We start from the raw sequence: 24,984 nt of genomic DNA on the forward strand, positions 1-24,984 counted from the left end.
GGCACCGAGGTGGCCGCGGGGTCGACGGAGCGCGCACGACTGTGTGCGACACGCAGAGGTATCGGAGGATGAAGTAGATGGCTGAAGGCACGTCGGGCAAGCAGGCGCTGACGATCGCAGACCTGCCCCGGTTGCTGGCCGGAGTCGTGGACCGCGAGCCCGACCGCGTCGCCCTCGCCCACGGTGACACGCAGCTGACCTACAGCCGGCTCCAGCAGGAGATCGCCACCCTCGACGCCGCGATGGGGGGCGTGCTCGGTATCGAAGCGCTGGTCCCGGTCGTGCTGTCCAACCTCGCGCCCGCGCTTCTCGCCGACGGTGGGCTGCCCGCCGTGCTCGACCGGCTCCTCGCCGACGCCGCGTCCGTCCTCGGCGACGCGGCGGCCGCCCCCGCCGGCCCCGACCTCGGCACCCTCGCGGGCCGCTTCGACGCCCAGGTCGAGGCGACCCCGGACGCGGTCGCCCTCGAGTTCGACGGCGAGACCCTGACCTACGCGGAGTTCGACGCCCGCGTCAACCGGCTCGCGCGGCACCTGATCGGGCTCGGCGTGGGCCCGGACGCGCGCGTCGGCCTGTCGATGCGGCGGTCCTTCGACCTGCTCGTCGGCATGTACGCGATCGTCAAGGCCGGCGGGGCCTACGTGCCGCTGGACCCGGATCACCCCGCCGACCGCATCGCCTACGTCCTCGACACCGCGGAACCCGTCGCGGTGGTCACCACCGCCCGCGACCGGGTGGATCTGCCCGGATCGGTGCCCGTGGTGCTCGTCGACACCCTCGACCTCGCGGACGTATCCGCGGACCCGGTGCGCGACGACGAGCGGCTCGGCCCCCTGACCGCCGACAGTCTCGCGTACGTCATCTTCACCTCCGGCTCCACCGGCCGCCCGAAGGGCGTCGCGGTCGAGCACCGGGCCATCGTCGCGAACATCGCCTGGCGACAGGCCGAGTACGGGCTGCGCGGCGACGACGTCGTGCTGCAGAAGACGCCGTTCACGTTCGACGTGTCGGTGTGGGAGTTCTTCTGGCCGCTGCAGGTAGGGGCGCGCCTGTCGATCGCGAGGCCCGACGGCCACCGCGACCCCGCCTACCTCGCGCAGACCATGATCGAGCGCCGGGTCACGGTCGCCCACTTCGTCCCGTCCATGCTCGCGGTCTACCTCGCCGAGCCCACCGCCGCGGCCGTCACCTCGCTGCGGTATGTCTTCGCCTCGGGCGAGGCGCTGCCCGCGCAGACCGTCGCCCGATTCCACCGGATCTCCACGGCCGGGCTGCACAACCTGTACGGCCCGACCGAGGCCGCGGTCGACGTCACCTACTACGCGACCCACGGCGACGACGCGGTCGTCCCCATCGGTGCGGCCGTCGCCGACACCGACCTCTACGTCCTCGACGAGGGCCTGCGACCCGTTCCGCAGGGTGTCGAGGGAGAGCTGTACCTCGCGGGCATCCAGCTCGCGCGCGGCTACCTGCGCCGACCCGACCTGACCGCGGACCGCTTCGTCGCCGACCCGTTCGGTGCGCCCGGCGACCGCATGTACCGCACCGGTGACCTGGTCAGGTGGAACGCCGAGGGCCTGATCGAGTACGTCGGCCGCACCGACTTCCAGGTCAAGCTGCGCGGCCTGCGCATCGAGCTCGGCGAGATCGAATCCGCCCTGCTCGACCATCCCGGGGTCCGGCAGGCGGTCGTCGTCGTGCACTCCGACGAGACGCTCGGCGACCACCTCGTCGGCTACCTCGTCACCGACGGCGAACCGATCGACCGCACCGAACTGGCCGCGGCCGTGCGCCGGCGGCTGCCGGACTACATGGTGCCGTCGCTGTTCGTCGAGATGACCGAGTTCCCTCTCAACGCGTCGGGCAAGCTCGAGCGCAGGGCCCTGCCCGAGCCCGACTTCAGTTCTCTGGCAACCGAATACCGCGCACCGAGCACCCCCACCGAGGAGACGGTCGTCGCGGCCTTCGAGAGCGTGCTCGGCGTCGAGCGTCTCGGCGTCGACGACGACTTCTTCGCCCTGGGCGGCAACTCGCTGAGTGCGACGCGCGTCGTGGCACGTATCAACGCCGACCACAAGGTCCGCATCGACGTGCGGGAGTTCTTCGACGCCCCGACCGCCGCGCAGCTCGCCACGCTCGTCGACACGGCGATGGCCGCCGGCGACTCCCACCGGCCTCCGCTGGTGCCGCAGGTGCGGCCGGAGCGGGTGCCGCTGTCGCTGGCGCAGCGGCGGATGTGGTTCCTCAACCGCCTCGATCCCGGCTCGGCGGTCAACAACATCACGGTCGCACTGCGGCTGTCCGGGACGCTCGACGTCGACGCGCTCCGGGCGGCCGTGTCGGACGTGGTCGCGCGGCACGAGGTGCTGCGCACCGTCTACCCGGAGACGGAGGGGGTCGGCTACCAGCAGGTGCTGCCGGCCTCCGGCGTGGAACTGGACCTCACGCCGGCGAGGGTGACCGAGTCCGAGATCGTGTCGACGGTGGCGGGCACCGTCGCGGCCGGGTTCGACGTCACGACCGAGGTGCCCGTTCGCGTCCGTCTGCTGCAGGTCGCGGACACCGAGCACGTGCTGGTGCTCGTGGTGCACCACATCGCAGCGGACGGCTTCTCGATGGGTCCGCTCACGCGGGACGTGATGGTCGCCTACGACGCCCGTACCCGGCACGAGGCACCCGCCTGGGAGCCGTTGGCCGTGCAGTACGCCGACTACGCCATCTGGCAGCGGCAGGCCCTCGGTTCGGAGGACGATCCGCAGTCGGTCGTCACGCAGCAGATCGAGTACTGGGCGCGCCGTCTCGACGGTGTGCCCGAGCGGCTGGACCTGCCGACCGACCGGCCCCGGCCCGTCGTCGCCACCAACCGTGCCTCGGTGCACGCCTTCACCGTCGACGAATCGGTGCACCGGGGTCTCGTCCGGCTGGCGCAGGACACCCGGACGACGCCGTTCATGGTGGTGCACGCCGCCCTGGCGGCCGTCCTCAGCCGCCTGTCGGGCTCGGCGGACGTCACCATCGGCACGCCGATCGCCGGTCGCGGTGAGCAGGAACTCGACGACCTGATCGGCATGTTCGTCAACACCCTGGTGCTGCGCACCGAGGTCGCGCCGGGCGAGCCGTTCACCCGGCTCCTGGCGCGCGTGCGCGAGTCCGACCTCGCGGCGTTCGGGCACGCGGACGTCCCGTTCGAGCGGCTCGTGGAGGTGCTCGATCCGGTCCGGTCGCAGTCCCATCACCCGCTGTTCCAGGTGATGCTCGCGTTCCAGAATCTCGAACAGACCACCCTCGAGCTCGGCGACCTCGCGATCAGCCCGGTCACCGCGAATCTCGAACAGTCCCAGTACGATCTGTCGTTCATCTTCGTCGAAACGGTCGACGAGGACGGCGAGCCGGGTGGCCTCGCCTGCGACCTGCGGTACGCCACCGATCTGTTCGACGAGGCGACGATCGCCTCGTTCGTGCGGCGGTTGCTGCGGGTGCTCGGGACCGTCGCGGCCGAGCCGGCGCGGGCGGTGGGCGACGTCGAGTTCCTGTCGGAGCCCGAGCGGCGGGCGCTGACGTCGGTGCACGGCGCACCGGCCGAGCCCGCCGGCACGCTGGACGAGATCCTGTCCGCCGCCGCCCGGCGCGATCCCGGCGCCGTGGCCCTGCGGTTCGACGGCCGGTCCGTGTCGTACGGGGAGCTGGATGCGGCGTCGTCGCGCCTGGCGCGGCTGCTGATCTCCCGCGGCATCGGACCGGAAGACCGTGTGGCGCTCGCCGTCCCGCGGTCGATCGAGTCGGTGGTCGCGCTGTGGGCGGTCGTCCGGTCCGGAGCGGCGTTCGTCCCCGTGGACCCGACGTACCCGATCGAGCGGATCGCGTACATGCTGTCGGATTCCGGTGCGGCGCTGGGTATCACATCGGCCGAATCAGCCGGCGCGCTGCCGGGCACGGTGTCCTGGCTCGTGCTCGAGGAGGCGGTCGAGGCCGGCGCCGGGCTGCCGTCGGAACCGGTGTCCGACGCCGAGCGCGTACGCTCGCTGCTTCCGGCGCATCCGGCGTACGTCATCTACACCTCCGGCACGACGGGCACGCCGAAGGGTGTGGTCGTCGCGCATGCCGGCGTGGTGAACTTCTGTGCCGAACAGGTGGAACGGTATTCCGTCACCGCCGACTCCCGGACGTTGCACTTCGCGTCGCCGAGCTTCGATGCGTCGGTTCTCGAACTGCTGCTGGCGTTCGGCGCGGGCGCGACGATGGTCGTCGCGCCGACCTCCGTGTACGGCGGCGCCGAACTCGCCGGCCTGCTGGCGGACGAAGCGGTCACCCATGCCTTCGTGACCCCCGCTGCCCTCGGCTCGGTGGACCCTGCGGGCCTCGACTGCGTCCGCGTGGTGATCACGGGCGGCGAGGCGTGCTCCCCGGGCCTGGTGTCGCGCTGGGCGACGATCCTGCCCGACGGATCGCGCCGCGCGTTCTTCAACGCCTACGGTCCCACCGAGTCGACGGTGGCGTCGAACATCAGCGACGCGTTGCTGCCCGGTGATCCGGTGGTGATGGGCGGCCCCGTCCGCGGCATGCGGGTGCTCGTTCTCGACGACCGGTTGCGGCCGGTGCCGGTCGGCGTCCCCGGCGAGCTGTATCTGGCGGGAATCCAGGTGGCCCGCGGGTATCTGGGTCGGGCCGGGCTGACGGCCGAGCGGTTCGTGGCAGACCCGTACGCCACCGACGGCAGCCGGATGTACCGCACCGGTGACGTGGTGCGGTGGTTCGGCTCTCCCGGCGACGAGGCGGCCGGTGTGGTCGAGTACGTCGGCCGGGCCGACGACCAGGTGAAGATCCGCGGCTTCCGGATCGAACTCGGTGAGATCGAGGCGGCCCTCGGGCGGTGCGCCGGTGTCGCCCAGTCGGTCGCGACGGTGCGCCGGGACGGGCAGCGTGGTGAGCAGCTCGTCGGGTACGTCGTCCCCGAACCGGGCACCGAACTCGACGGCGCCGCCGTCAGGGATTCCGTGGCGCAGTTCCTGACGAGCTACATGGTGCCGCATGCGGTGGTGGTCCTGGACTCGATCCCGCTGACGCCCGGCGGCAAGCTCGACCGGCGTGCACTGCCGGAACCGGAGCAGGAGGCCCGCGTCTTCCGGGCGCCGACCACCCCGGTCGAGGAGATCGTCGCGCGGGTCTTCGCCGACGTCCTCGGCGTGGACCGCGTCGGGCTGGACGACGACTTCTTCGAACTGGGCGGCAACTCGCTCGTCGCCACGCAGGTCATCTCCCGTCTCGGCGCGGCGCTCGGCGCCACGATTCCGGTGCGGACGCTGTTCGAGGCGTCCGGGGTCGCCGCCCTGGCCGCGCGCCTCGAGCAGGCCGACGCCTCCGGCAGCCGAGCGCCGTTGGTGGCGCGGACCCGACCGGAGCGGGTCCCGCTGTCGTTGGCGCAGCGCCGGATGTGGTTCCTCAACCGGTTCGAACCGGACTCCGCGGTGAACAACATCCCGCTGGCCATCCGGCTGTCCGGACTGCTGGACCGGCACGCGCTGCAGGTGGCGGTCGCCGACGTGCTGGCCCGTCACGAGTCCCTGCGGACGGTGTACCCGGACGCCGACGGGGTGGCGTACCAGCAGGTGCTGCCGACCTCGCGGGTGATTCCCGATCTGTCGCCGATCCCGGTGTCCGAGGCCGAGCTGCTCGGCGAGGTCCTGACGATGGCCTCGGCCGGCTTCGACGTGTCGACACAGGTGCCGTTCCGGGCGCGGTTGTTCGAGGTGTCCGCGACCGAGCATGTTCTCGTCCTCGTCGTGCACCACATCGCGGCCGACGGCTTCTCCATGGGGCCGCTCACGCGTGACGTGGTGGTGGCGTACTCGGCGCGCGCCACCGGTGGGGAGCCGGAGTGGGAGCCCCTGCCGGTGCAGTACGCCGACTACGCGTTGTGGCAGCGGGAGGTTCTCGGATCGGAGGACGATCCGGACTCGGTGATCGCGAGCCAGGAAGCGTACTGGACCGGCGCGCTCGCCGGGCTGCCCGAGCAGCTCGACCTGCCGTCGGACCGGCCCCGGCCGGCGTTCGCATCCAATGCGGGTGCGGTGCACGAGTTCTCGCTCGGACCGGAACTCCATGCCGCGATCGGACGGGTGGCGCGGGAGCGTAACGTCACCCCGTTCATGGTGGTGCACGCGGCGCTGTCGGTGCTGCTGGCGCGGTTGTCGGGCACCGACGACATCGCCATCGGCACCCCGGTGGCCGGCCGCGGCGAGCAGGAACTCGACGACCTGGTCGGCATGTTCGTCAACACCCTGGTGCTGCGCACCCGGGTCGAGGGTGGGGAGTCCTTCGCGGACCTGCTCGCGCGGGTACGCGGGACCGACCTCGACGCGTTCGCGCACGCGGACGTGCCGTTCGAGCGGCTGGTGGAGGTGCTCAATCCCGCCCGGTCGACGGCGCGGCACCCGCTGTTCCAGGTGATGCTGTCCTTCCAGAACCAGGCGATGGGGTCCCTCGAGCTGCCGGGCCTGAGCGTCTCGGGCCTCGACTTCGACGCCGCGACCGCCCGGTTCGACCTGCAGTTCTCCCTCGCCGAAACGGCTGCCGAGACAGCCGATTCCGCCGGATACGCGGTCGGGATCACCTATGCGACAGATCTTTTCGATGCGTCGACGGTGGCGGGGTTCGCGGCGCGGTTCGTGCGGGTGCTCGAGGAGGTGGTGGCGGATCCGTCGGTGGCGGTGGGCGACCTGGAGATCCTCGAGCCGGTGGAGCGGTCGCGGGTGCTCGAGGTGTGGAACGACACGGCACATCCGGTGCCGTCGGCGACGTTGGTGGGGTTGTTCGAGGAGCGGGTGCGCCGGTCGCCGGAGGCGGTGGCGGTGGTGTTCGGGGACGAGTCGCTGACGTACGGCGAGTTCGCCGGGCGGGTGCGCCGGTTGGCGCGGCATCTGGTGTCGGTGGGGGTGGGGCCGGAGTCGCTGGTGGGGTTGGCGATGCGCCGGTCGGTGGATCTGCTGGTGGGGATGTACGCGATCGTGGAGGCCGGGGGCGGGTATGTGCCGGTGGATCCGGATCAGCCGGCGGAGCGCAACGGCTACATCCTCGAGGTGGCGGAACCGGTGGTGGTGCTGACCACGACGCGGGACGGGTTCGAGGCGCCGGGGGAGACGACTGTCCTGTGCGTCGACGCGGTGGACCTGTCGGGGTATTCCGATACGCCGCTCGCGGACGCGGACCGGACGGCGCCGTTGCGGCCGTCGAACACGGCGTATGTGATCTTCACGTCGGGGTCGACGGGCCGGCCGAAGGGTGTGGGCGTCTCGCATGCGGCGATCGTCAATCGTCTGGTGTGGATGCAGGGGCGGTACGGGCTGACCGCCGAGGATGTGGTGTTGCAGAAGACGCCGTTCACGTTCGATGTGTCGGTGTGGGAGTTCTTCTGGCCGTTGCAGGTCGGGGCACGGCTGGTGGTGGCGGCGCCGGACGGCCATCGTGACCCGGGGTATCTCGCTGCGGTCATGCGCGCACGGTCGGTGACGGTCGCGCACTTCGTGCCGTCGATGCTGGCGGTGTTCGTCGCCGAACCGGCCGTGGCCGGCCTCTCCGCGCTCCGCTACGTCTTCGCATCGGGTGAGGCGTTGCCGGGCGCGGTCGCGGCGCGTATGCGGACGCTGGTCCCGGGTGTGAGCGTGCACAACCTGTACGGGCCGACCGAGGCCGCGGTGGACGTGACGTTCCACGAGGTGACCGACGCGGACGTGGTGTCGGTGCCGATCGGTGCGCCGGTGTGGAACACGCGGGTGTACGTGCTCGACGCCCGGCTGCGCCCGGTCCCGGTGGGGGTGGCCGGGGAGCTGTACCTGGCCGGGGTGCAGCTGGCCCGCGGCTACGTCCGTCGGGCGGACCTGACGGCCGACCGGTTCGTCGCGTCGCCGTTCGGCGCGCCCGGGGAGCGGTTGTACCGCACGGGCGACCTGGTGACGTGGACCGAGGGCGGGGAACTCGAGTACATCGGGCGTACGGACTTCCAGGTCAAGCTGCGCGGCCTGCGCATCGAGCTGGGCGAGATCGAGGCCGCGCTCGTCGAACACACCGAGGCGGCCCAGGCGGTCGCGATGGTCCGCAACGAGCAGCTGGTGGCGTACGTCGTCCCCGCGGCCGGGACGTTCGACCACACCCTCGCCCGCCGTGCCCTCGAGGCGCACCTGCCGTCGTACATGGTGCCGTCGGCGTTCGTGGAACTGGACGCGCTGCCGCTGAACGCGTCGGGCAAGCTGGACCGTAAGGCGTTGCCGGAGCCGGTGTTCGAGGTCAAGGCGTTCCGGGCCGCGACGACTCCGGTGGAGGAGATCGTGGCGGGTGTGTTCGCCGAGGTGCTCGGTCTCGACCGGGTGGGCCTCGACGACGACTTCTTCGCCCTCGGCGGCAACTCGCTGATCGCCACGCAGGTGGTCTCGCGGATCGGTGCGGCGCTCGATGCGTCGGTGCCGCTGCGGCTGCTGTTCGAAACCTCCACCGTCGAAGCGTTCGCCGCGGAGGTCGGCCGCCAGATCGGTACCGGCGCCCGGCGCCCGCTCGAGGCGGCACCGCGTCCCGAGCGGCTGCCGCTGTCGCTGGCCCAGCAGCGTTACTGGTTCCTCAACCAGTTCGACACCTCCTCCGCGGTGGACAACATCCCCTTCGCGGTGCGGCTCCAGGGTGAGCTCGACCTGGCCGCGATGCAGGCGGCGGTCCGCGACGTGATCGGCCGGCACGAGATGCTGCGCACCTACTACCCGGACCCGGACGGCGAGCCGCACCAGATCGTGCTCCCCGTGGACGACGCGCTGCCCGACCTGACGCCGTACGACGTCACCGAGGACGACCTCACCGGCGAGATCGTCGCATTCATGTCCACGACCTTCGACGTGACACGGCAGGTGCCGGTGGCGTCGCGGATCTTCCGGATCACCGACTCCGACTACGTCCTGGCGTTCGTCGTGCACCACGTCTCCGCCGACGGCGCCTCCATGGCGCCCCTCGCGCGCGACGTCACGATCGCCTACGAGGCACGTTCCCGCGGCGAGGCGCCCGGCTGGGAGCCGCTGCCCGTGCAGTACGCGGACTACGCGTTGTGGCAGCGTGACGTCATCGGTTCGGAGGACGACCCCGACTCCGTCGCCGCCGGGCAGGTCGAGTACTGGAAGCGGACCCTGGCCGGTCTGCCCGACCAGATCGATCTCCCGGCCGACCGGCCGCGGCCCCCTCGCCAGAGCTTCCGCGGCGAATCGCTGCACTTCACCGTCGACGCCGACGTCCACCGGGGCCTGCAGGAGCTGGCGCGCCGGCACAACGCCACGCTGTTCATGGTGATCCACGCCGCCCTGGCGACCCTGATGGGCCGGCTGTCGGGCACCGACGACGTCGCGATCGGCACGCCGATCGCGGGCCGGGGCGAGCGGGTGCTCGACGATCTGATCGGCATGTTCGTCAACACGCTGGTCTTCCGCACCCGAGTGCAGTCCGACGTCGCGTTCGACGAGTTCCTGGCCCAGGTGCGCGAGACGGACCTGGGGGCGTTCGCGAACGCCGACGTGCCGTTCGAGCGCCTGGTCGAGGTGCTCAACCCCGTGCGCTCGACGGCCCGCAACCCGCTGTTCCAGGTGGGCCTGTCCTTCCAGAACCTCGCGCAGACGAAGCTGGAGCTGCCGGGGCTGACCGTCTCGCCGACGAACTTCGAACTCGAGCTCGCCAAGACCGACCTGCAGCTGACGGTCTTCGACCGCTACGACGAGGACGGGACGCCCGCCCGCATCGACGCGACGTTCACATGTGCGACGGACCTGTTCGACAAGGGCACCGTGGCCGGTTTCGCGGAGCGGTTCGTGCGGGTGCTCGAGGCGATTGTGGCCGATCCGTCGGTGGCGCTGGGTGATATCGAGATTCTCGAGGCGGCCGAGCGGGTGCGGGTGCTCGAGGCGTGGAACGAGACCGCTCGTGCGGTCGGGGGGCCGGCGACGCTGGTGGATCTGTTCGACGAGCAGGTGCGGCGCGCTCCCGACGCGCCGGCGTTGGTGTTCGAGGGTGTGACGCTCACCTACGGCGAGTTCGATGCCCGGGTCAATCGTCTTGCGCGGCAGCTTGTTGCGCTGGGTGTGGGGCCGGAGTCGACGGTGGCGCTGGCGATGCGCCGGTCGGTCGAGTTGCTGGTGGGCATGTATGCGGTGGCCAAGGCCGGTGGTGCGTATGTGCCGGTGGATCCGGATCAGCCGGCGGAGCGGACCGGGTACATTCTCGAGGTCGCGGCTCCGGTGGTGGTGCTGACCACCGGGCGGGACGCGTTCGAGGTGCCGGGGGAGAGGTCTGTCCGCACTCTGGAACTCGATGCGGCGGATCTGTCGGTGTTCGCGGACGGCCCGGTCGGCGATGCGGAGCGGCGGTCGCCGTTGCGGGCGTCGAACACGGCGTATGTGATCTTCACGTCGGGTTCGACGGGTCGGCCGAAGGGTGTGGCGGTGCCGCACGGGGCGATCGTGAACCAGTTGGTGTGGAAGCGGGCGGAGTACGAGCTCGGTGCCGACGATGCGGTGTTGCTCAAGACGGCGGCGACGTTCGATCTGTCGGTGTGGGAGTTCTGGTCGGCGCTGGTCTCCGGTGGCCGGTTGGTGATCGCCGCGCCGGACGGGCACCGCGACCCGGGCTATCTGAACGCCCTGGCGGCCGAGCAGGGGGTCACCACCCTGCACGTGGTGCCGTCGATGCTCGAGGCGTTGCTCGTCGAGTCCGGCGGCACGCTGACGAACTCGCTCCGGCAGGTGCTCGCGATCGGTGAGGCGTTGCCGGCGGCGACGGCGCGACGGTTCCTGGCGCACAACACGGCCCGGTTGGACAACCTGTACGGTCCGACCGAGGCCGCGGTGTCGGTGACCTTCCACGAGGTCGACGACGCCACCGGGGTGTCGGTGCCGATCGGTGTCCCGGAGTGGAATTCGCGGGTGTACGTGCTCGACGCGCGGCTGAATCCGGTCCCGGCCGGCGTGCCCGGTGAGCTGTACCTGGCGGGTGCGCAGTTGGCGCGCGGTTACCACGGCCGGGCGGATCTGACGGCGGAGCGGTTCGTCGCCTCGCCGTTCGGCGACGGCGAACGGCTCTACCGCACCGGCGATCTCGTCCGGTGGATCGGGACGGGCGACGGGGGCGGCGAGCTCGACTACGTGGGCCGCGGCGACTTCCAGGTGAAGGTGCGCGGATTCCGCATCGAGCTCGGCGAGATCGAGGCCGCGCTGCGCGGCATCGACGAGGTGCGCGACGTGACGGTGATCGCGCGGGACGACGAGCGTGGGGGCGCGCAGCTCGTGGCGTACGTGGTTCCGGCCGCCGGTGCGGAATTCGATGCGGCGGAGCTCAAGTCGGCCCTGTCGCAGCAGCTGCCGTCGTACATGGTGCCGGCGGCGTTCGTGGTGCTCGAGGCGCTGCCGCTGAACGTCAACGGCAAGCTCGACCGCAGGGCGCTGCCGGCGCCGGTGTTCGAGGCCCGGGAGTTCCGGGCCCCGACCACCGTCACGGAGGAGGCCGTGGCGCGGGTGTTCGCCGAGGTGCTCGGTCTCGAACAGGTCGGTCTCGACGACGACTTCTTCGAGCTCGGCGGCAACTCCCTGCTCGCCACCCAGGTGGCATCCCGGCTCGGTGCCGCGCTCGATGTCCGGGTGCCGATCCGCGCGCTGTTCGAGTCGCCCACCGTCGAGGCGCTCGCCGTGTCCGTCCAGCACCAGAGCGCCGACGCCCGGCGGCCGCTCGAGGCGCGGCAGCGTCCCGAGCGGATCCCGCTGTCGCTGGCCCAGCAGCGGATGTGGTTCCTCAACCGCTTCGACACGGACACCGCCGCGTACAACGTGCCGATGGCGATCCGGCTGACCGGAACGCTCGACGTCGCGGCGCTGCAGGCGGCGGTCGGTGACCTCGTCACCCGGCACGAGATCCTGCGGACCTACTACCCGGAGACGGCCGAGGGCCCGATCCAGGTCGTCGTGCCCGCCGCCCAGGCCGAACAGGATCTCACCCCGATCGCGGTCGGCGAGAACGACATCGTCGCGGCCGTCCGGGAACTCGGCGCCACGACCTTCGACGTCACCATCGAGGTGCCGTTGCGGGTGCGGCTGTTCCGGCTCGCCGCGAACGACCACGTGCTCGCCCTGGTCGTCCACCACATCTCGGCCGACGGTTCGTCGGCGGGCCCGCTCACCCGGGACCTGATGCAGGCCTACATCGCGCGTTCGCAGGGCGAGTTCCCCGCGTGGGCGCCGCTGCCGGTGCAGTACGCGGACTACGCGCTGTGGCAGCGGGAGGTCCTCGGGTCCGAGGACGATCCGGACTCGGTTGCGGCGAAGCAGGTGGCGTACTGGAAGAACGCGCTGGCCGGTCTGCCCGACCAGCTGGACCTGCCCACCGACCGGCCGCGCCCGGCGGTGCAGTCCTTCGCCGGCGCCCGGACCGGATTCGCCGTCGATCCGGAGCTGCACGCCCGGCTGATCGACCTCGCCCGTCGCAGCAACACGACGCTGTTCATGGTGATGCATACCGCCCTCGCGGTGTTCCTCGCGCGGATGTCCGACACGGACGACATCGCGATCGGCACGCCCATCGCGGGGCGTGACGAGCGGGCGCTGGACGATCTGATCGGCATGTTCGTCAACACCCTTGTCTTCCGCACGCAGGTCCAGCCGGATGCGGCGTTCGAGGACCTGCTGGCACAGGCCCGCGAGGCCGACCTGGGGGCGTTCGCCAATGCGGACGTGCCGTTCGAGCGGCTCGTGGAGGTGCTCAACCCCGTCCGCTCCACCGCGCGGCACCCGTTGTTCCAGGTGGGCCTGTCGTTCCAGAACGTCGCCCAGTCCCGGCTCGAGCTGCCGGGTCTGACCATCGCGAACGTCGACGCGGACATGCAGATCTCCCAGTTCGACCTGCATCTGATCGTCACCGACCGGCACGCCGAGGACGGTGCCGCGGCCGGGGTGACCGGCTTCTTCACCTATGCCACGGACCTGTTCGACGAGTCCACGGTGGCCGGTTTCGCCCGCCGGTTCCTGCGGTTGCTCGAAGCCGTGGTGGCGGACCCGTCGCTCCCGGTGGGCGATGTGCCGCTGCTCGACGACGTCGAGCGGCTCCGGGTGCTCGAGGGCTGGAACGACACCGATCACGCCGTGGACGCGTCGGTGACCCTGCCCGACCTGTTCGACGCGCAGGTGCGCCGGACTCCGGACGCCACGGCCCTGTTCTTCGAGGGTGAGACGCTCACCTACGGCGAGTTCGACATCCGCGTCAACCGGCTTGCCCGTCGCCTGATCTCGGCGGGGGTCGGCCCCGAGTCGACGGTGGCGCTGGCGATGCGCCGGTCGATCGAGCTCCTCGTCGGCATGTACGCCGTCGCCAAGGCCGGTGGCGTGTACGTGCCGCTCGACCCGGATCAGCCGGCCGAGCGGACCGGGTACATCCTGGATGCCGCGGCTCCGGTGGTGGCGCTGACCGCCGACGGGGTCGAGATCCCGGGGGACAGGTCTGTCCCGCGCCTGGCGATCGACACGGCCGACCTGTCGACCTACGCCGGTGCTCCGGTCACCGACGCCGAGCGGCGGGCGCCGCTGCGGGCGTCGAACACCGCGTACGTGATCTTCACCTCCGGTTCGACGGGCAAGCCGAAGGGTGTGGCGGTGCCGCACGGCGCGATCGTGAACCAGTTGCTGTGGAAGCGCGAGCACTTCGGCCTCGGATCGCAGGACGCGGCGCTGCTCAAGACCGCGGCGACGTTCGACCTGTCGGTGTGGGAGTTCTGGTCGGCGCTGGTCTCCGGGGGCCGGCTGGTGATCGCCGCGCCGGAGGGTCACCGCGATCCCGGCTACCTGAACGCCCTGATGGCCGAGCAGGAGGTCACCACCCTGCATGTGGTGCCGTCGATGCTCGAGGCGCTGCTCGTCGACTCCGACGGGATGCTGCCGAGGTCGCTGCGCCGGGTGCTCGCGATCGGTGAGGCGCTGCCGGCGGCGACGGCGCAGCGGTTCCTGCGACACAACAGCGCGCAGCTGGTCAATCTCTACGGCCCGACCGAGGCCGCGGTGTCGATCACCGCGGGCGACGTGGTGGGCGACGCGGGCGCCTCGGTGTCCATCGGTGTGCCGGAATGGAACTCGCGGGTCTACGTGCTGGACGGGCGCCTGCATCCGGTGCCGGTCGGCGTGTCCGGCGAGCTGTACCTCGCCGGTGCACAGCTGGCGCGCGGCTACCACGGCCGGGCGGATCTGACGGCGGAGCGGTTCGTCGCCTCCCCGTTCGGCGACGGCGAGCGGCTCTACCGCACCGGCGACCTCGTCCGGTGGGACACCACCGGCCGCCTGGAGTACCTCGGCCGCAGCGACTTCCAGGTGAAGGTGCGCGGATTCCGCATCGAGCTCGGCGAGATCGAGGCCGCGCTGCGCGGCGCCGACGAGGTGCGCGACGTGGCGGTGATCGCCCGGGAGGACGACCGGGCGGGCACGCAGCTCGTGGCGTACCTGGTTCCGGAGACGGGCGCGGTGCTCGACATCGCGCACGTGAAGTCCGGGCTCGCCGGCGCGTTGCCGTCGTACATGGTGCCGGCGGCGTTCGTGGTGCTCGAGGCGCTGCCGCTGAACGTCAACGGCAAGCTCGACCGCAAGGCGCTGCCGGAACCGGTGTTCGAGGCGCGGCAGTTCCGCGCTCCGAGCACCCCCGTCGAGGAGATCGTCGCGGGCGTGTTCGCCGAGGTGCTCGGCCTCGCCCGGGTCGGCGTCGACGACGACTTCTTCGAGCTCGGCGGCAACTCGCTGCTCGCCACCCAGGTGGTCTCCCGCATGGGGGCCGCGCTCGACGCGAAGATCCCCGTCCGGGTCGTCTTCGAGGCGCCCACGGTCGAGGCCCTCGCCGTCGCGGTCGAGCAGCACGCCGGCGGGGGCGGTCGTCCGCCGCTGGTGCCGCAGCCGCGGCCGGACCGGATCCCGCTGTCGCTGGCGCAGCAGCGCATGTGGTTCCTCAACCGCTTCGACACCGGGTCGGCGGTCAACAACATCCCGGTGGCGGTCCGGCTGACCGGAACGCTCGACGTGGACGCCATGCGGGCCGCGGTGCGCGACGTCGTCGCCCGGCACGAGGTGCTGCGCACCGTCTACCCGGAGTCCGACGGGCACGCCTTCCAGGTGGTCCTCCCGGTCGCCGAGGCCGCACCCGATCTCACGCCCGAACCGGTCTCCGAGGCCGACCTCGTCGCCCGGGTCACCGAGGTGGTCTCCGCCGGCTTCGACGTCACCGAAGAGATCCCCCTGCGCGCCAAGCTCTTCCGGATCGCCGGCGACGACCATGTGCTGGTGTTCGTCGCGCACCACATCAGTGCCGACGGCTGGTCCATGGCACCGCTGACGCGGGACGTGATGATCGCCTACGTCGCGCGCGCGGCGGGGCACGAACCGGACCGGGCGCCGCTGCCGGTGCAGTACGCGGACTTCGCGCTGTGGCAGCGGCAGGTCCTGGGATCGGAGGACGATCCGGACAGCCTCGTCTCCGCGCAGGCCGACTACTGGAAGCGGACGCTCGCCGGCCTGCCCGACGAGCTGAACCTGCCCACCGACCGGCCGCGGCCGTCGGTGCAGGCCTTCGAGGGCGGCACGGTCGAGTTCCGCATCGACGCGGCCACCCACCGGCAGGCCGCCGACCTCGCCCGGCGCAGCGGCACGACGCTGTTCATGGTCATGCACACCGCCCTCGCGGTGTTCCTCGCGCGCATGTCCGCCGCCGACGACATCGCGATCGGCACGCCGATCGCCGGCCGCGGTGAGGCCGAACTCGACGAGATGATCGGCATGTTCGTCAACACCCTGGTGCTGCGCAGCCACATCGACGCCGACGCCGGGTTCGCCGAGCATCTCGGGCACATCCGCGAGAGCGATCTCGAGGCGTTCGCCCACGCGGATCTTCCGTTCGAGCGGCTCGTCGAGATCCTCAACCCCGAGCGGTCCACGGCCCGGCACCCGCTGTTCCAGGTCGCCATGTCGTTCGAGAACCTCCCCGAGACCGGACTCGAGCTGCCCGAGCTGAGTGTGTCCACGGTGCCGTTCGACGTGGACAGCGCCAAGTTCGACCTCGCACTGACCCTGCGGGAGCACACCACCACCGAGGGCGGACCGGACGGGATCTCCGCCGAGTTCTCCTACGCGCGGTCCCTGTTCGACGCCGGCACCGTCGAGGGGTTCGCCGCCCGCTTCGCGCACCTCCTCGACGCGGCGTTGGCCGACCCGGCCCTGCCCGTCGGTGACCTGCCGCTGCTCGCGCCGCACGAGCTCGAGCGGCTGACCCACGTCCGCGGCACCGACGTCGTCAGCGGCGGAACCCTCGCCGACCTCCTCACGGCCGGTGCGGCCCTGGACCCGGACGCCACCGCCGTGCGGCACGAGGGACGGTCGATCACCTACCGCGAGCTCGACGAGGACTCGTCCCGGCTCGCGCGGCTGCTGGTCGAGCGCGGCGTAGGCCCCGAGAACATCGTCGCCGTGGCGTTCCCGCGCTCCTACGACATGGTCCGTGCGGTGTGGGCGGTGGCGAAGGCCGGCGCCGCACACGTGCCGGTCGATCCGTCGTACCCGCCGGAGCGCGTGCGCTACATGCTCTCCGATTCCCGTGCGGCCCTGGGTATCACGGGAACCGCACACCGGGCCGGCCTGCCCGACGACGCCGAGTGGCTGGTCGTCGACGATCCCGGTCTCGCACCGGACGTCGCGGCCCGCTCGTCGGCACCGATCACCGACGCCGACCGTGTCCGGCCGCTGCGCCCGCAGCACCCTGCCTACCTGATCTACACGTCGGGTTCGACGGGCCGGCCCAAGGGCGTCGTGGTCACCCACACCGGCCTCGGTGGGCTGCTGGACACGATCATCGACCTGTACGGCCTGACGTCCCGCTCGCGGTTCCTGCACATCATGTCGCCGAGCTTCGACCCGTCGGTGATGGAGTGGATCGCGGCGTTCTCCCAGGGCGCGACGCTGGTCGTCGTGCCGTCGACGATCATCGGCGGCCCCGACCTCGCGGAACTGTTCCGCACCGAACGCCCCACCCACACGATCATCACCCCCGCGGTGATCGGCACCGTCGACCCCGAGGGCCTCGACAGCCTCGAGGTGGTCGTCGTCGGTGGTGAGGCCCTGCCGCCGGAGCTGGTGAACCGGTGGGCGCCCGGCCGCACGCTGCTCAACGGCTACGGCCCGACCGAGGCGACGGTCATCTCCACCTATGCGCACGTGCGGCCCGGGGATCCGATCACGATCGGCGGCCCCGTGCGCGGCACGACCGCCCTCGTTCTCGACTCGCGGTTGCGGCCCGTCCCCGTGGGTGTCGCGGGTGAGCTGTACCTGTCGGGTGCCGCCCTCGCCCGCGGCTACCACCGGCGCACGGTGCTCACCTCGGAACGGTTCGTCGCCGATCCGTTCACGGCGGACGGCGGGCGGATGTACCGCACCGGCGACATGGTGCGCTGGCGCGTCATGGACGACGACCGGCTCGAACTCGAGTTCGTCGGGCGCAGCGACTTCCAGGTCAAGGTGCGCGGTTTCCGCATCGAACTCGGCGAGATCGACTCGGCGCTGACGTCCCACGAGACCGTGGAGTTCGCGGCCACGCTGGGCCGCACGACGCCCTCCGGCGGCACCGTGCTCGTCTCCTACGTGCTGCCGAAGGCGGGCGCGACGATCGACACCGCCGCGCTGACCGAGTTCGTCGGCCGCTCGCTGCCGGCGCACATGGTGCCCTCCGCGCTCGTCGTGCTCGACAAGATCCCGCTGACCCCCGTCGGCAAGCTCGATCGCGACGCGCTGCCCGAACCGGAGCTCGAGGAGCGCGAATTCCGGGCCGCGAGCAATGATCTCGAGGAGATCATCGCCGAGGTGTTCGCCGAGGTGCTGCGCCTCGACCGGGTCGGCGTCGATGAGTCGTTCTTCGCGCTCGGGGGCGACAGCATCGTCTCCATCCAGCTGGTCTCGCGCGCCAAGGCCCGCGGCGTCGTGTTCACGCCGCGTGACGTGTTCGAGCGCCGGTCGGTCGCCGGTCTCGCCGAGGTCGCGACCCGCACCACCGCGGGCGAGGGCCCCGGCGGTCTGAAGGAACTGCCCGGCGGCGGCGTCGGCGAGGTGCCGCTCACGCCGATCATGCGCGAGGTGCTCGGCTGGGGTGGCGGGTTCGACCGCTTCTCCCAGTCCGTGGCGGTGACGCTGCCCAAGGACATCGACCGGGACGTGCTGGTGCGCACCATCGGCGCCGTCGTCGACCACCACGACGCGCTGCGGTCGATCCTCGAGCACGACGCCGACGGCGCTCCCGTGCTGCGGGTGCGTGCCGCGGACACGGTCGACGCCGACGAACTCGTCACCCGCGTCGAGGTGCCCGCCGACATCGACGCCGCCGCGCTCACCGCGGTCGCGTCGCGCGAGCTCGACGCCGCGCTCGACCGGCTCGCGCCCACCGAGGGACGGGTGCTGCGGTTCGTGTGGTTCGACTTCGGACCCGGCGAACGCCCCGGCGTGCTGCTCGTCGTCGCCCACCATCTCGTGGTCGACGGCGTCTCCTGGCGAATCCTGCTGCCCGACCTCGCCGTCGCGTGGGGCCAGGTGGCGGCGGGACAGGACGTCGCGCTGCCGCCGGTCGGCACGTCGCTGCGCCGCTGGGCCCACGGTCTGGTGGACGCCGCGCGCGCGCCCGAACGCCGGGCGGAGCTGGAGCTGTGGCGGTCGGTGCTCGACGGGCTGGACCCGCTGCTCGGCGGCCGCGCGTTCGACCCGGCGGTCGACGTCGCGTCGACCGTGCAGCGTCTCGACGTGAACATCCCCGCGGCCGACACCGAGGCGCTGCTGACCGCGGTGCCCGCGCTGTTCCACGGCAGCGTCAACGACGGGCTCATCGCCGCGCTCGGCCTGGCGCTGACCCGGTGGCGGCGCGACCGCGGCGTCGACGCGACGTCCGCGCTGCTGAAGTTCGAGGGTCACGGCCGCGAGGAGTCGGTCGTGCCGGGTGCGGACCTGTCCCGCACCGTCGGCTGGTTCACCAGCGCGCATCCCGTGCGGGTGGACCTGACCGGCATCGACGTCGACGACGCCTTCGCCGGCGGCACCGCCATGGGATCCGCCGTCAAGGCCGTCAAGGAACAGCTCCTGGCGATCCCGGACAAGGGCATGGGCTACGGCCTGCTGCGCCACCTCGATCCGGTCGGCTCGCAGATCTTGTCCGCATACACCACCCAGCCGCAGGTGAGCTTCAACTACCTCGGCCGGGTGTCCGCCGCGGACGTGCCCGAGGAACTCGCCGCGATCGGCTGGGTTCCGACGGACGCGCTCGGTGGGGTCGACGCCGCCCTCGACGCGGACATGCCCGCCAACGCCGTCGTCGACATCAACGCGATCGTGTCCGACGGTGCGGACGGACCGCAGCTCGCGGCCGGATTCGCCTTCCCGACCGGCCTTCTCGGCCCGGACGAGGTCGAGTCCCTCGCCGCCTACTGGGTGGACGCGCTCGCGGCGCTGGCCCGGTACGCGAGCGAGCCCGGCGCCGGCGGCCTGACCCCGTCGGACGTGCCGCTCGTGTCGGTGACCCAGCAGGACCTCGAGGCGTGGGAGGCGCGCTTCCCGTCGGCGACCGACGTATGGCCGCTGTCCCCGCTGCAGTCGGGCCTGCTGTTCCACGCCCTCATGGACGAATCCAGCGTGGACGTCTACACGATCCAGGCCGTGCTCGACCTCGACGGCGTGGTCGATCCGCAGCGGCTGCGCGGCGCGGCGCAGGCGCTGCTCGACCGGTACCCGAACCTGCGGACGGTGTTCGTCGCCGACGCCGCCGGTGCCCCGGTGCAGGTGGTGCTCTCCGGCGTGCGGGTGCCGTGGCGTGAGGCCGACCTGTCGCAGCTCGTCGCCGCCGAGGGCGTGCGCGCGACGGTCCCGTTCTGGCGGGAGGAGCAGGCGCGCCGGTTCGCGATGGACGAGGCGCCGCTGATCCGGTTCGTCCTCGCGTCGCTCGGCGACGGCCGCTACCAGCTCGGCGTGACCGTGCATCACATCCTCATCGACGGCTGGTCGATGCCGCTGCTGATGCAGGACATGATGATGCTGTACGCCACCCGCGGGGATGCGTCGCCGCTGCCGCGGGCCCGCTCCTACCGGTCGTTCCTGGCGTGGGTCGCCGAGCGTGACCTCGACGCCTCCCGCGCCACGTGGGCCCGGGTGCTCGACGGGTTCGAGGAGCCGACGCTGCTCGCCCCGGCGACCGACCGGCACCCCGGCGCCGAGGGCGCCGACCGCGTGCGGCTGCTGCTCGACGACGCCCGCACGGCCGAGATCGCCTCGGCCGCGGCCCGGCTCGGCGTCACCGTCAACACCCTCGTCCAGGCGGCGTGGGGCGTGCTGCTCGGCCGGTCGACCGGACGCGACGACGTCGTCTTCGGCGCCACCGTGTCGGGCCGGCCGGCGGACCTGCCCGGCGTGGAGTCGATGGTGGGCCTGTTCATCAACACCCTGCCGGTGCGGGTGACGTTCGATCCGCAGGAGCCGATCGAGCGGTTCCTGCAGCGCCTGCAGCAGGAGCAGGCCGAGTTGCTCGAGCACCATCATCTGGGTCTCACCGAGATCCAGCGGGTCGCCGGGCCGACCGTGGCGTTCGACACCCTCACGGTGTTCGAGTCCTACCCGCTCGACGAGAAGGGCCTGGCCGACCAGGCGGCGTCGATCGACGGCATGTCGGTCACCGGCGTCGGCACGAACGACGCCACCCACTACCCGCTGAGCCTGTTCATCCATGTCGGATCCGGCATGGACCTCGACCTGCGCTACCAGCGCAGGCTGTTCGACGTGCAGCAGGTCGAGACGCTGCTGTCGCGGTTCGTGCGGGTCCTCGAAGCGATCGCACAGCAGCCGGCGCTGCCCGTCGGCGACGTCGATCTGCTCGACGCGGCCGAACTCGAGCAGATCCTGCACGGGTGGAACGACTCGGACCACGCCCTCGACGGCACCGAACTGCTCCTGTCCCGGTTCGAGGCGCAGGCCCGGCGCACCCCGGATGCGGTGGCGCTGGCCTACGAGGGTGCCGAGCTGACGTACGCCGAATTCGGCGCCCGCGTCAATCGCCTCGCGCGGCACCTGATCTCGCAGGGGGTGGGGCCGGAGTCCCTGGTGGGCCTGGCGATCCGGCGGTCGTTCGACCTGCTGGTGGGCATGTACGCGATCGTCGAGGCCGGCGGCGCATGGGTGCCGATCGATCCGGATCACCCGGTCGACCGTGTCCGGCACATCCTCGACACGGCCGACCCGGTGTGCATCGTCACGACCGCCCGCGACGAGTTCACCGTTCCCGACGGGCTCACCGTCGACGCCGTCCTCGTCGACGAGCTGGATCTGTCGGCGGTCTCGGACGCGCCCGTCACCGACCGGGACCGGCGTGCGCCGCTGCGCCCGGACAACACGGCCTACGCCATCTTCACGTCCGGCTCGACCGGCCGGCCCAAGGGCGTCGCCGTCACGCACCGCGCCATCGTCAACCAGACGGCGTGGATGCTCGACGAGTTCGAGATGACGGCACAGGACGTCTACCTGCAGAAGACGGCCACGACGTTCGACGTGTCGCTGTGGGGCTTCTTCATGCCGCTGAGTGTGGGGGCGAAGCTGGTCGTGGCGACACCCGACGGCCACCGCGACCCGGTGTACGTCGCGGACGTCATCGCCCGCGAGAAGGTGACGATCACCGACTTCGTGCCGTCGATGCTCACGGTGTTCGCCGCCCACGTCGACCGGGAGTCGTGCGCCACGCTGCGGCACATCTTCGTGATCGGCGAGGCCCTGCCGCCGGAGACGATCGAGGGCGTGCGGCGCATCAGCACGGCCGCGATCGACAACCTCTACGGCCCGACCGAAGCGGCGGTGTCGGCCACCTTCTGGCAGGCGCCGGCCACCGGACCGGTCGACGTGGTGCCGATCGGCGTCCCGGAGTGGAACGTGCGGGTGCTGGTCCTCGACGGCCGGCTGCGGCCGGTGCCGGTCGGGGTCCCGGGTGAGCTGTATCTGGCGGGCGTGCAGCTGGCCCGCGGCTACGTCCGCCGCCCGGACCTGACCTCCGACCGGTTCGTCGCGAACCCGTTCGGGGCGCCGGGGGAGCGGATGTATCGCACCGGCGACCTGGTCACCTGGAACGAAACCGGGGAACTCGAGTACATCGGCCGCACCGACTTCCAGGTGAAGTTCCGCGGTCAGCGCATCGAGCTCGGCGAGATCGAGACGGCGTTGCTGGCGCACGAGTCGGTGAACCAGGCCGCGGTGCTGGTGGTGCCGACCCCTACCGGCGACCAGCTCGCCGGCTATGTCGTTCCCGCGCCGGGCCACGAGGTGGACGCGGGCGAGGTGATCGCGTTCGTGACGCGGACGCTGCCGTCGTACATGGTGCCCGCGGCGATCGTGGTGCTCGCGGAGTTCCCGCTGAACACCTCGGGCAAGCTCGATCGCAAGGCGCTGCCCGCGCCGACGTTCGCCGCGCGGGAGTTCCGGGCCCCGACGACTCCGATCGAGGAGATCGTCGCGGGCATCTTCGCCGAGGTCCTCGGCGTGGACCGGGTCGGTCTCGACGACGACTTCTTCGCGCTCGGCGGTAACTCGCTGATCGCCACGCAGCTGGTGGCGCGCCTGGGTGCGGCGCTGGATTCGCGGGTGCCGGTGCGGGTGCTGTTCGACGCCTCGACGGTCGAGGCGCTCGCGGCGCACGTCGAGCAGCACGCCGGATCCGGCGGCTCCGTGCCACTGGTGGCCGGGCCGCGGCCGGAACGGGTGCCGCTCTCGCTCGCCCAGCAGCGCATGTGGTTCCTCAACCGCTTCGACCCGGAGTCGGCGGCCTACAACCTGCCGGTGGCGCTGCGGCTCTCGGGCCGGTTGAACGTCGCGGCGCTGCAGGACGCGATCCGGGACGTGTTCACCCGGCACGAGGTGCTGCGCACGGCGTACCCGGAGACCGACGACGGCGCGGTCCAGGTCGTGCTGCCGGTGACGGCGGTGGTCCCGGACCTGACACCCGTCGTCACCACCTGGGACGAGGTCGCCGATCGGATCCGCGAGCTGGCCTACACCGGCTTCGACGTGACGTCGGAGGCCCCGATCCGGGTGCGGTTGTTCGCCGTCGGCGAGGACGAGATGATCGTCGCCTTCGTCGTCCACCACATCTCGGCGGACGGCTCCTCGATGGGGCCGCTCACCCGCGATCTCGTGGCGGCGTACGTCGCCCGGTCGACCGGGAACGCTCCGGACTGGGCACCGCTGCCGGTGCAGTTCGCCGACTACGCCCTGTGGCAGCGGCGGGTGCTCGGCGACGAGAACGACCCGGCGTCGGTGGCTGCGAAGCAGGTGACGTACTGGAAGCAGGCCCTGGCGGATCTGCCGGACCAGCTGGATCTGCCGACCGACCGGCCGCGACCGGCCGTGCAGTCCTTCGCGGGCGGGAAGATCGACTTCACGATCGACGCCGACCTGCACCGGCAGCTGGTCGAGCTGGCCCGGGGCCGGGGCGCGACGCTGTTCATGGCCGTCCACGCCGCGTTCGCGGTGCTGCTCGCGCGGCTGTCGGGCACCGACGACATCGCGATCGGCACGCCGATCGCCGGCCGCGGTCAGCGTGAACTCGACGATCTGATCGGCATGTTCGTCAACACGCTGGTCTTCCGCACCCGGGTCGAGCCCGGCGAGTCCTTCGCCGACCTGCTCGACCAGGCGCGGGAGCGGGACCTGCAGGCCTTCGCGAACGCCGACGTGCCGTTCGAGCGGCTCGTGGAGGTGCTCAATCCGGAGCGGTCGACGGCGCGGCATCCGCTGTTCCAGGTGGGCCTGTCGTTCCAGAACCTCGCGACGACGAGCCTCGAGCTGCCGGGACTGACCGTCTCCGGTGTGGACGCGGACCTGCAGACCTCGCAGTTCGACCTGCATCTCGTGGTCACCGACCGGTACGCCGACGACGGCGCCCCCGAGGGGATCACGAGCGTGCTCACGTACGCCACGGATCTGTTCGACGAGCCAACCGTCGTGGTGTTCGCGGAGCGGTTCGTGCGGGTGCTCGAGGCGATTGTGGCCGATCCGTCGGTGGCGCTGGGGGATATCGAGATTCTCGAGGCGGCCGAGCGGGTGCGGGTGCTCGAGGCGTGGAACGAGACCGCTCGTGCGGTCGGGGGGCCGGCGACGCTGGTGGATCTGTTCGACGAGCAGGTGCGGCGCGCTCCCGACGCGCCGGCGTTGGTGTTCGAGGGTGTGACGCTCACCTACGGCGAGTTCGATGCCCGGGTCAATCGTCTTGCGCGGCAGCTTGTTGCGCTGGGTGTGGGGCCGGAGTCGACCGTGGCGCTGGCAATGCGCCGGTCGGTCGAGTTGCTGGTGGGCATGTACGCCGTGGTCAAGGCCGGTGGTGCGTATGTGCCACTGGACCCGGACCAGCCGGCGGAGCGGACCGGGTACATTCTCGAGGTCGCGGCTCCGGTGGTGGTGCTGACCACCGAGCGCGACGGCTTCGTGGTACCGGGACAGACGATCCCGACGCTCACTCTCGACACCCTCGACCTCGACGAACTGTCGGACGCTCCGGTCACCGATGCGGAGCGGTTGGCGCCGTTGCGGGCGTCGAACACGGCGTATGTGATCTTCACGTCGGGTTCGACGGGTCGGCCGAAGGGTGTGGCGGTGCCGCACGGGGCGATCGTGAACCAGTTGGTGTGGAAGCGGGCGGAGTATGCGCTCGGTGCCGACGATGCGGTGTTGCTCAAGACGGCGGCGACGTTCGATCTGTCGGTGTGGGAGTTCTGGTCGGCGCTGGTCTGCGGTGGCCGGTTGGTGATCGCCGCGCCGGACGGGCACCGCGACCCGGGCTATCTGAACGCCCTGACGGCGGAGCGGTCCGTGACCACCCTGCACGTGGTGCCGTCGATGCTCGAGACGCTCCTCGTCGACGGCGAGGACCGGCTCCCGGCGTCGGTGCGACGGG

General features: G+C 71.6%; 1 protein-coding gene (only partly in view). It reads left to right on the plus strand.

Annotated elements, in window-relative coordinates; all coding sequences use genetic code 11:
- The first annotated feature begins 77 nt into the window (after positions 1 to 77).
- Positions 78 to 24,984 carry the 5' portion of a non-ribosomal peptide synthase/polyketide synthase gene (locus tag OCS65_RS10415; protein WP_263510137.1) on the plus strand. The gene runs 4,637 nt beyond the window's last position, so the window shows 24,907 of its 29,544 coding nt (coding positions 1–24,907); its start codon is at positions 78 to 80; the stop codon falls past the right edge of the window.

The sequence above is a fragment of the Rhodococcus aetherivorans genome (assembly GCF_025722975.1).
GTDB classification, from domain to species: Bacteria; Actinomycetota; Actinomycetes; order Mycobacteriales; family Mycobacteriaceae; genus Rhodococcus; species Rhodococcus aetherivorans.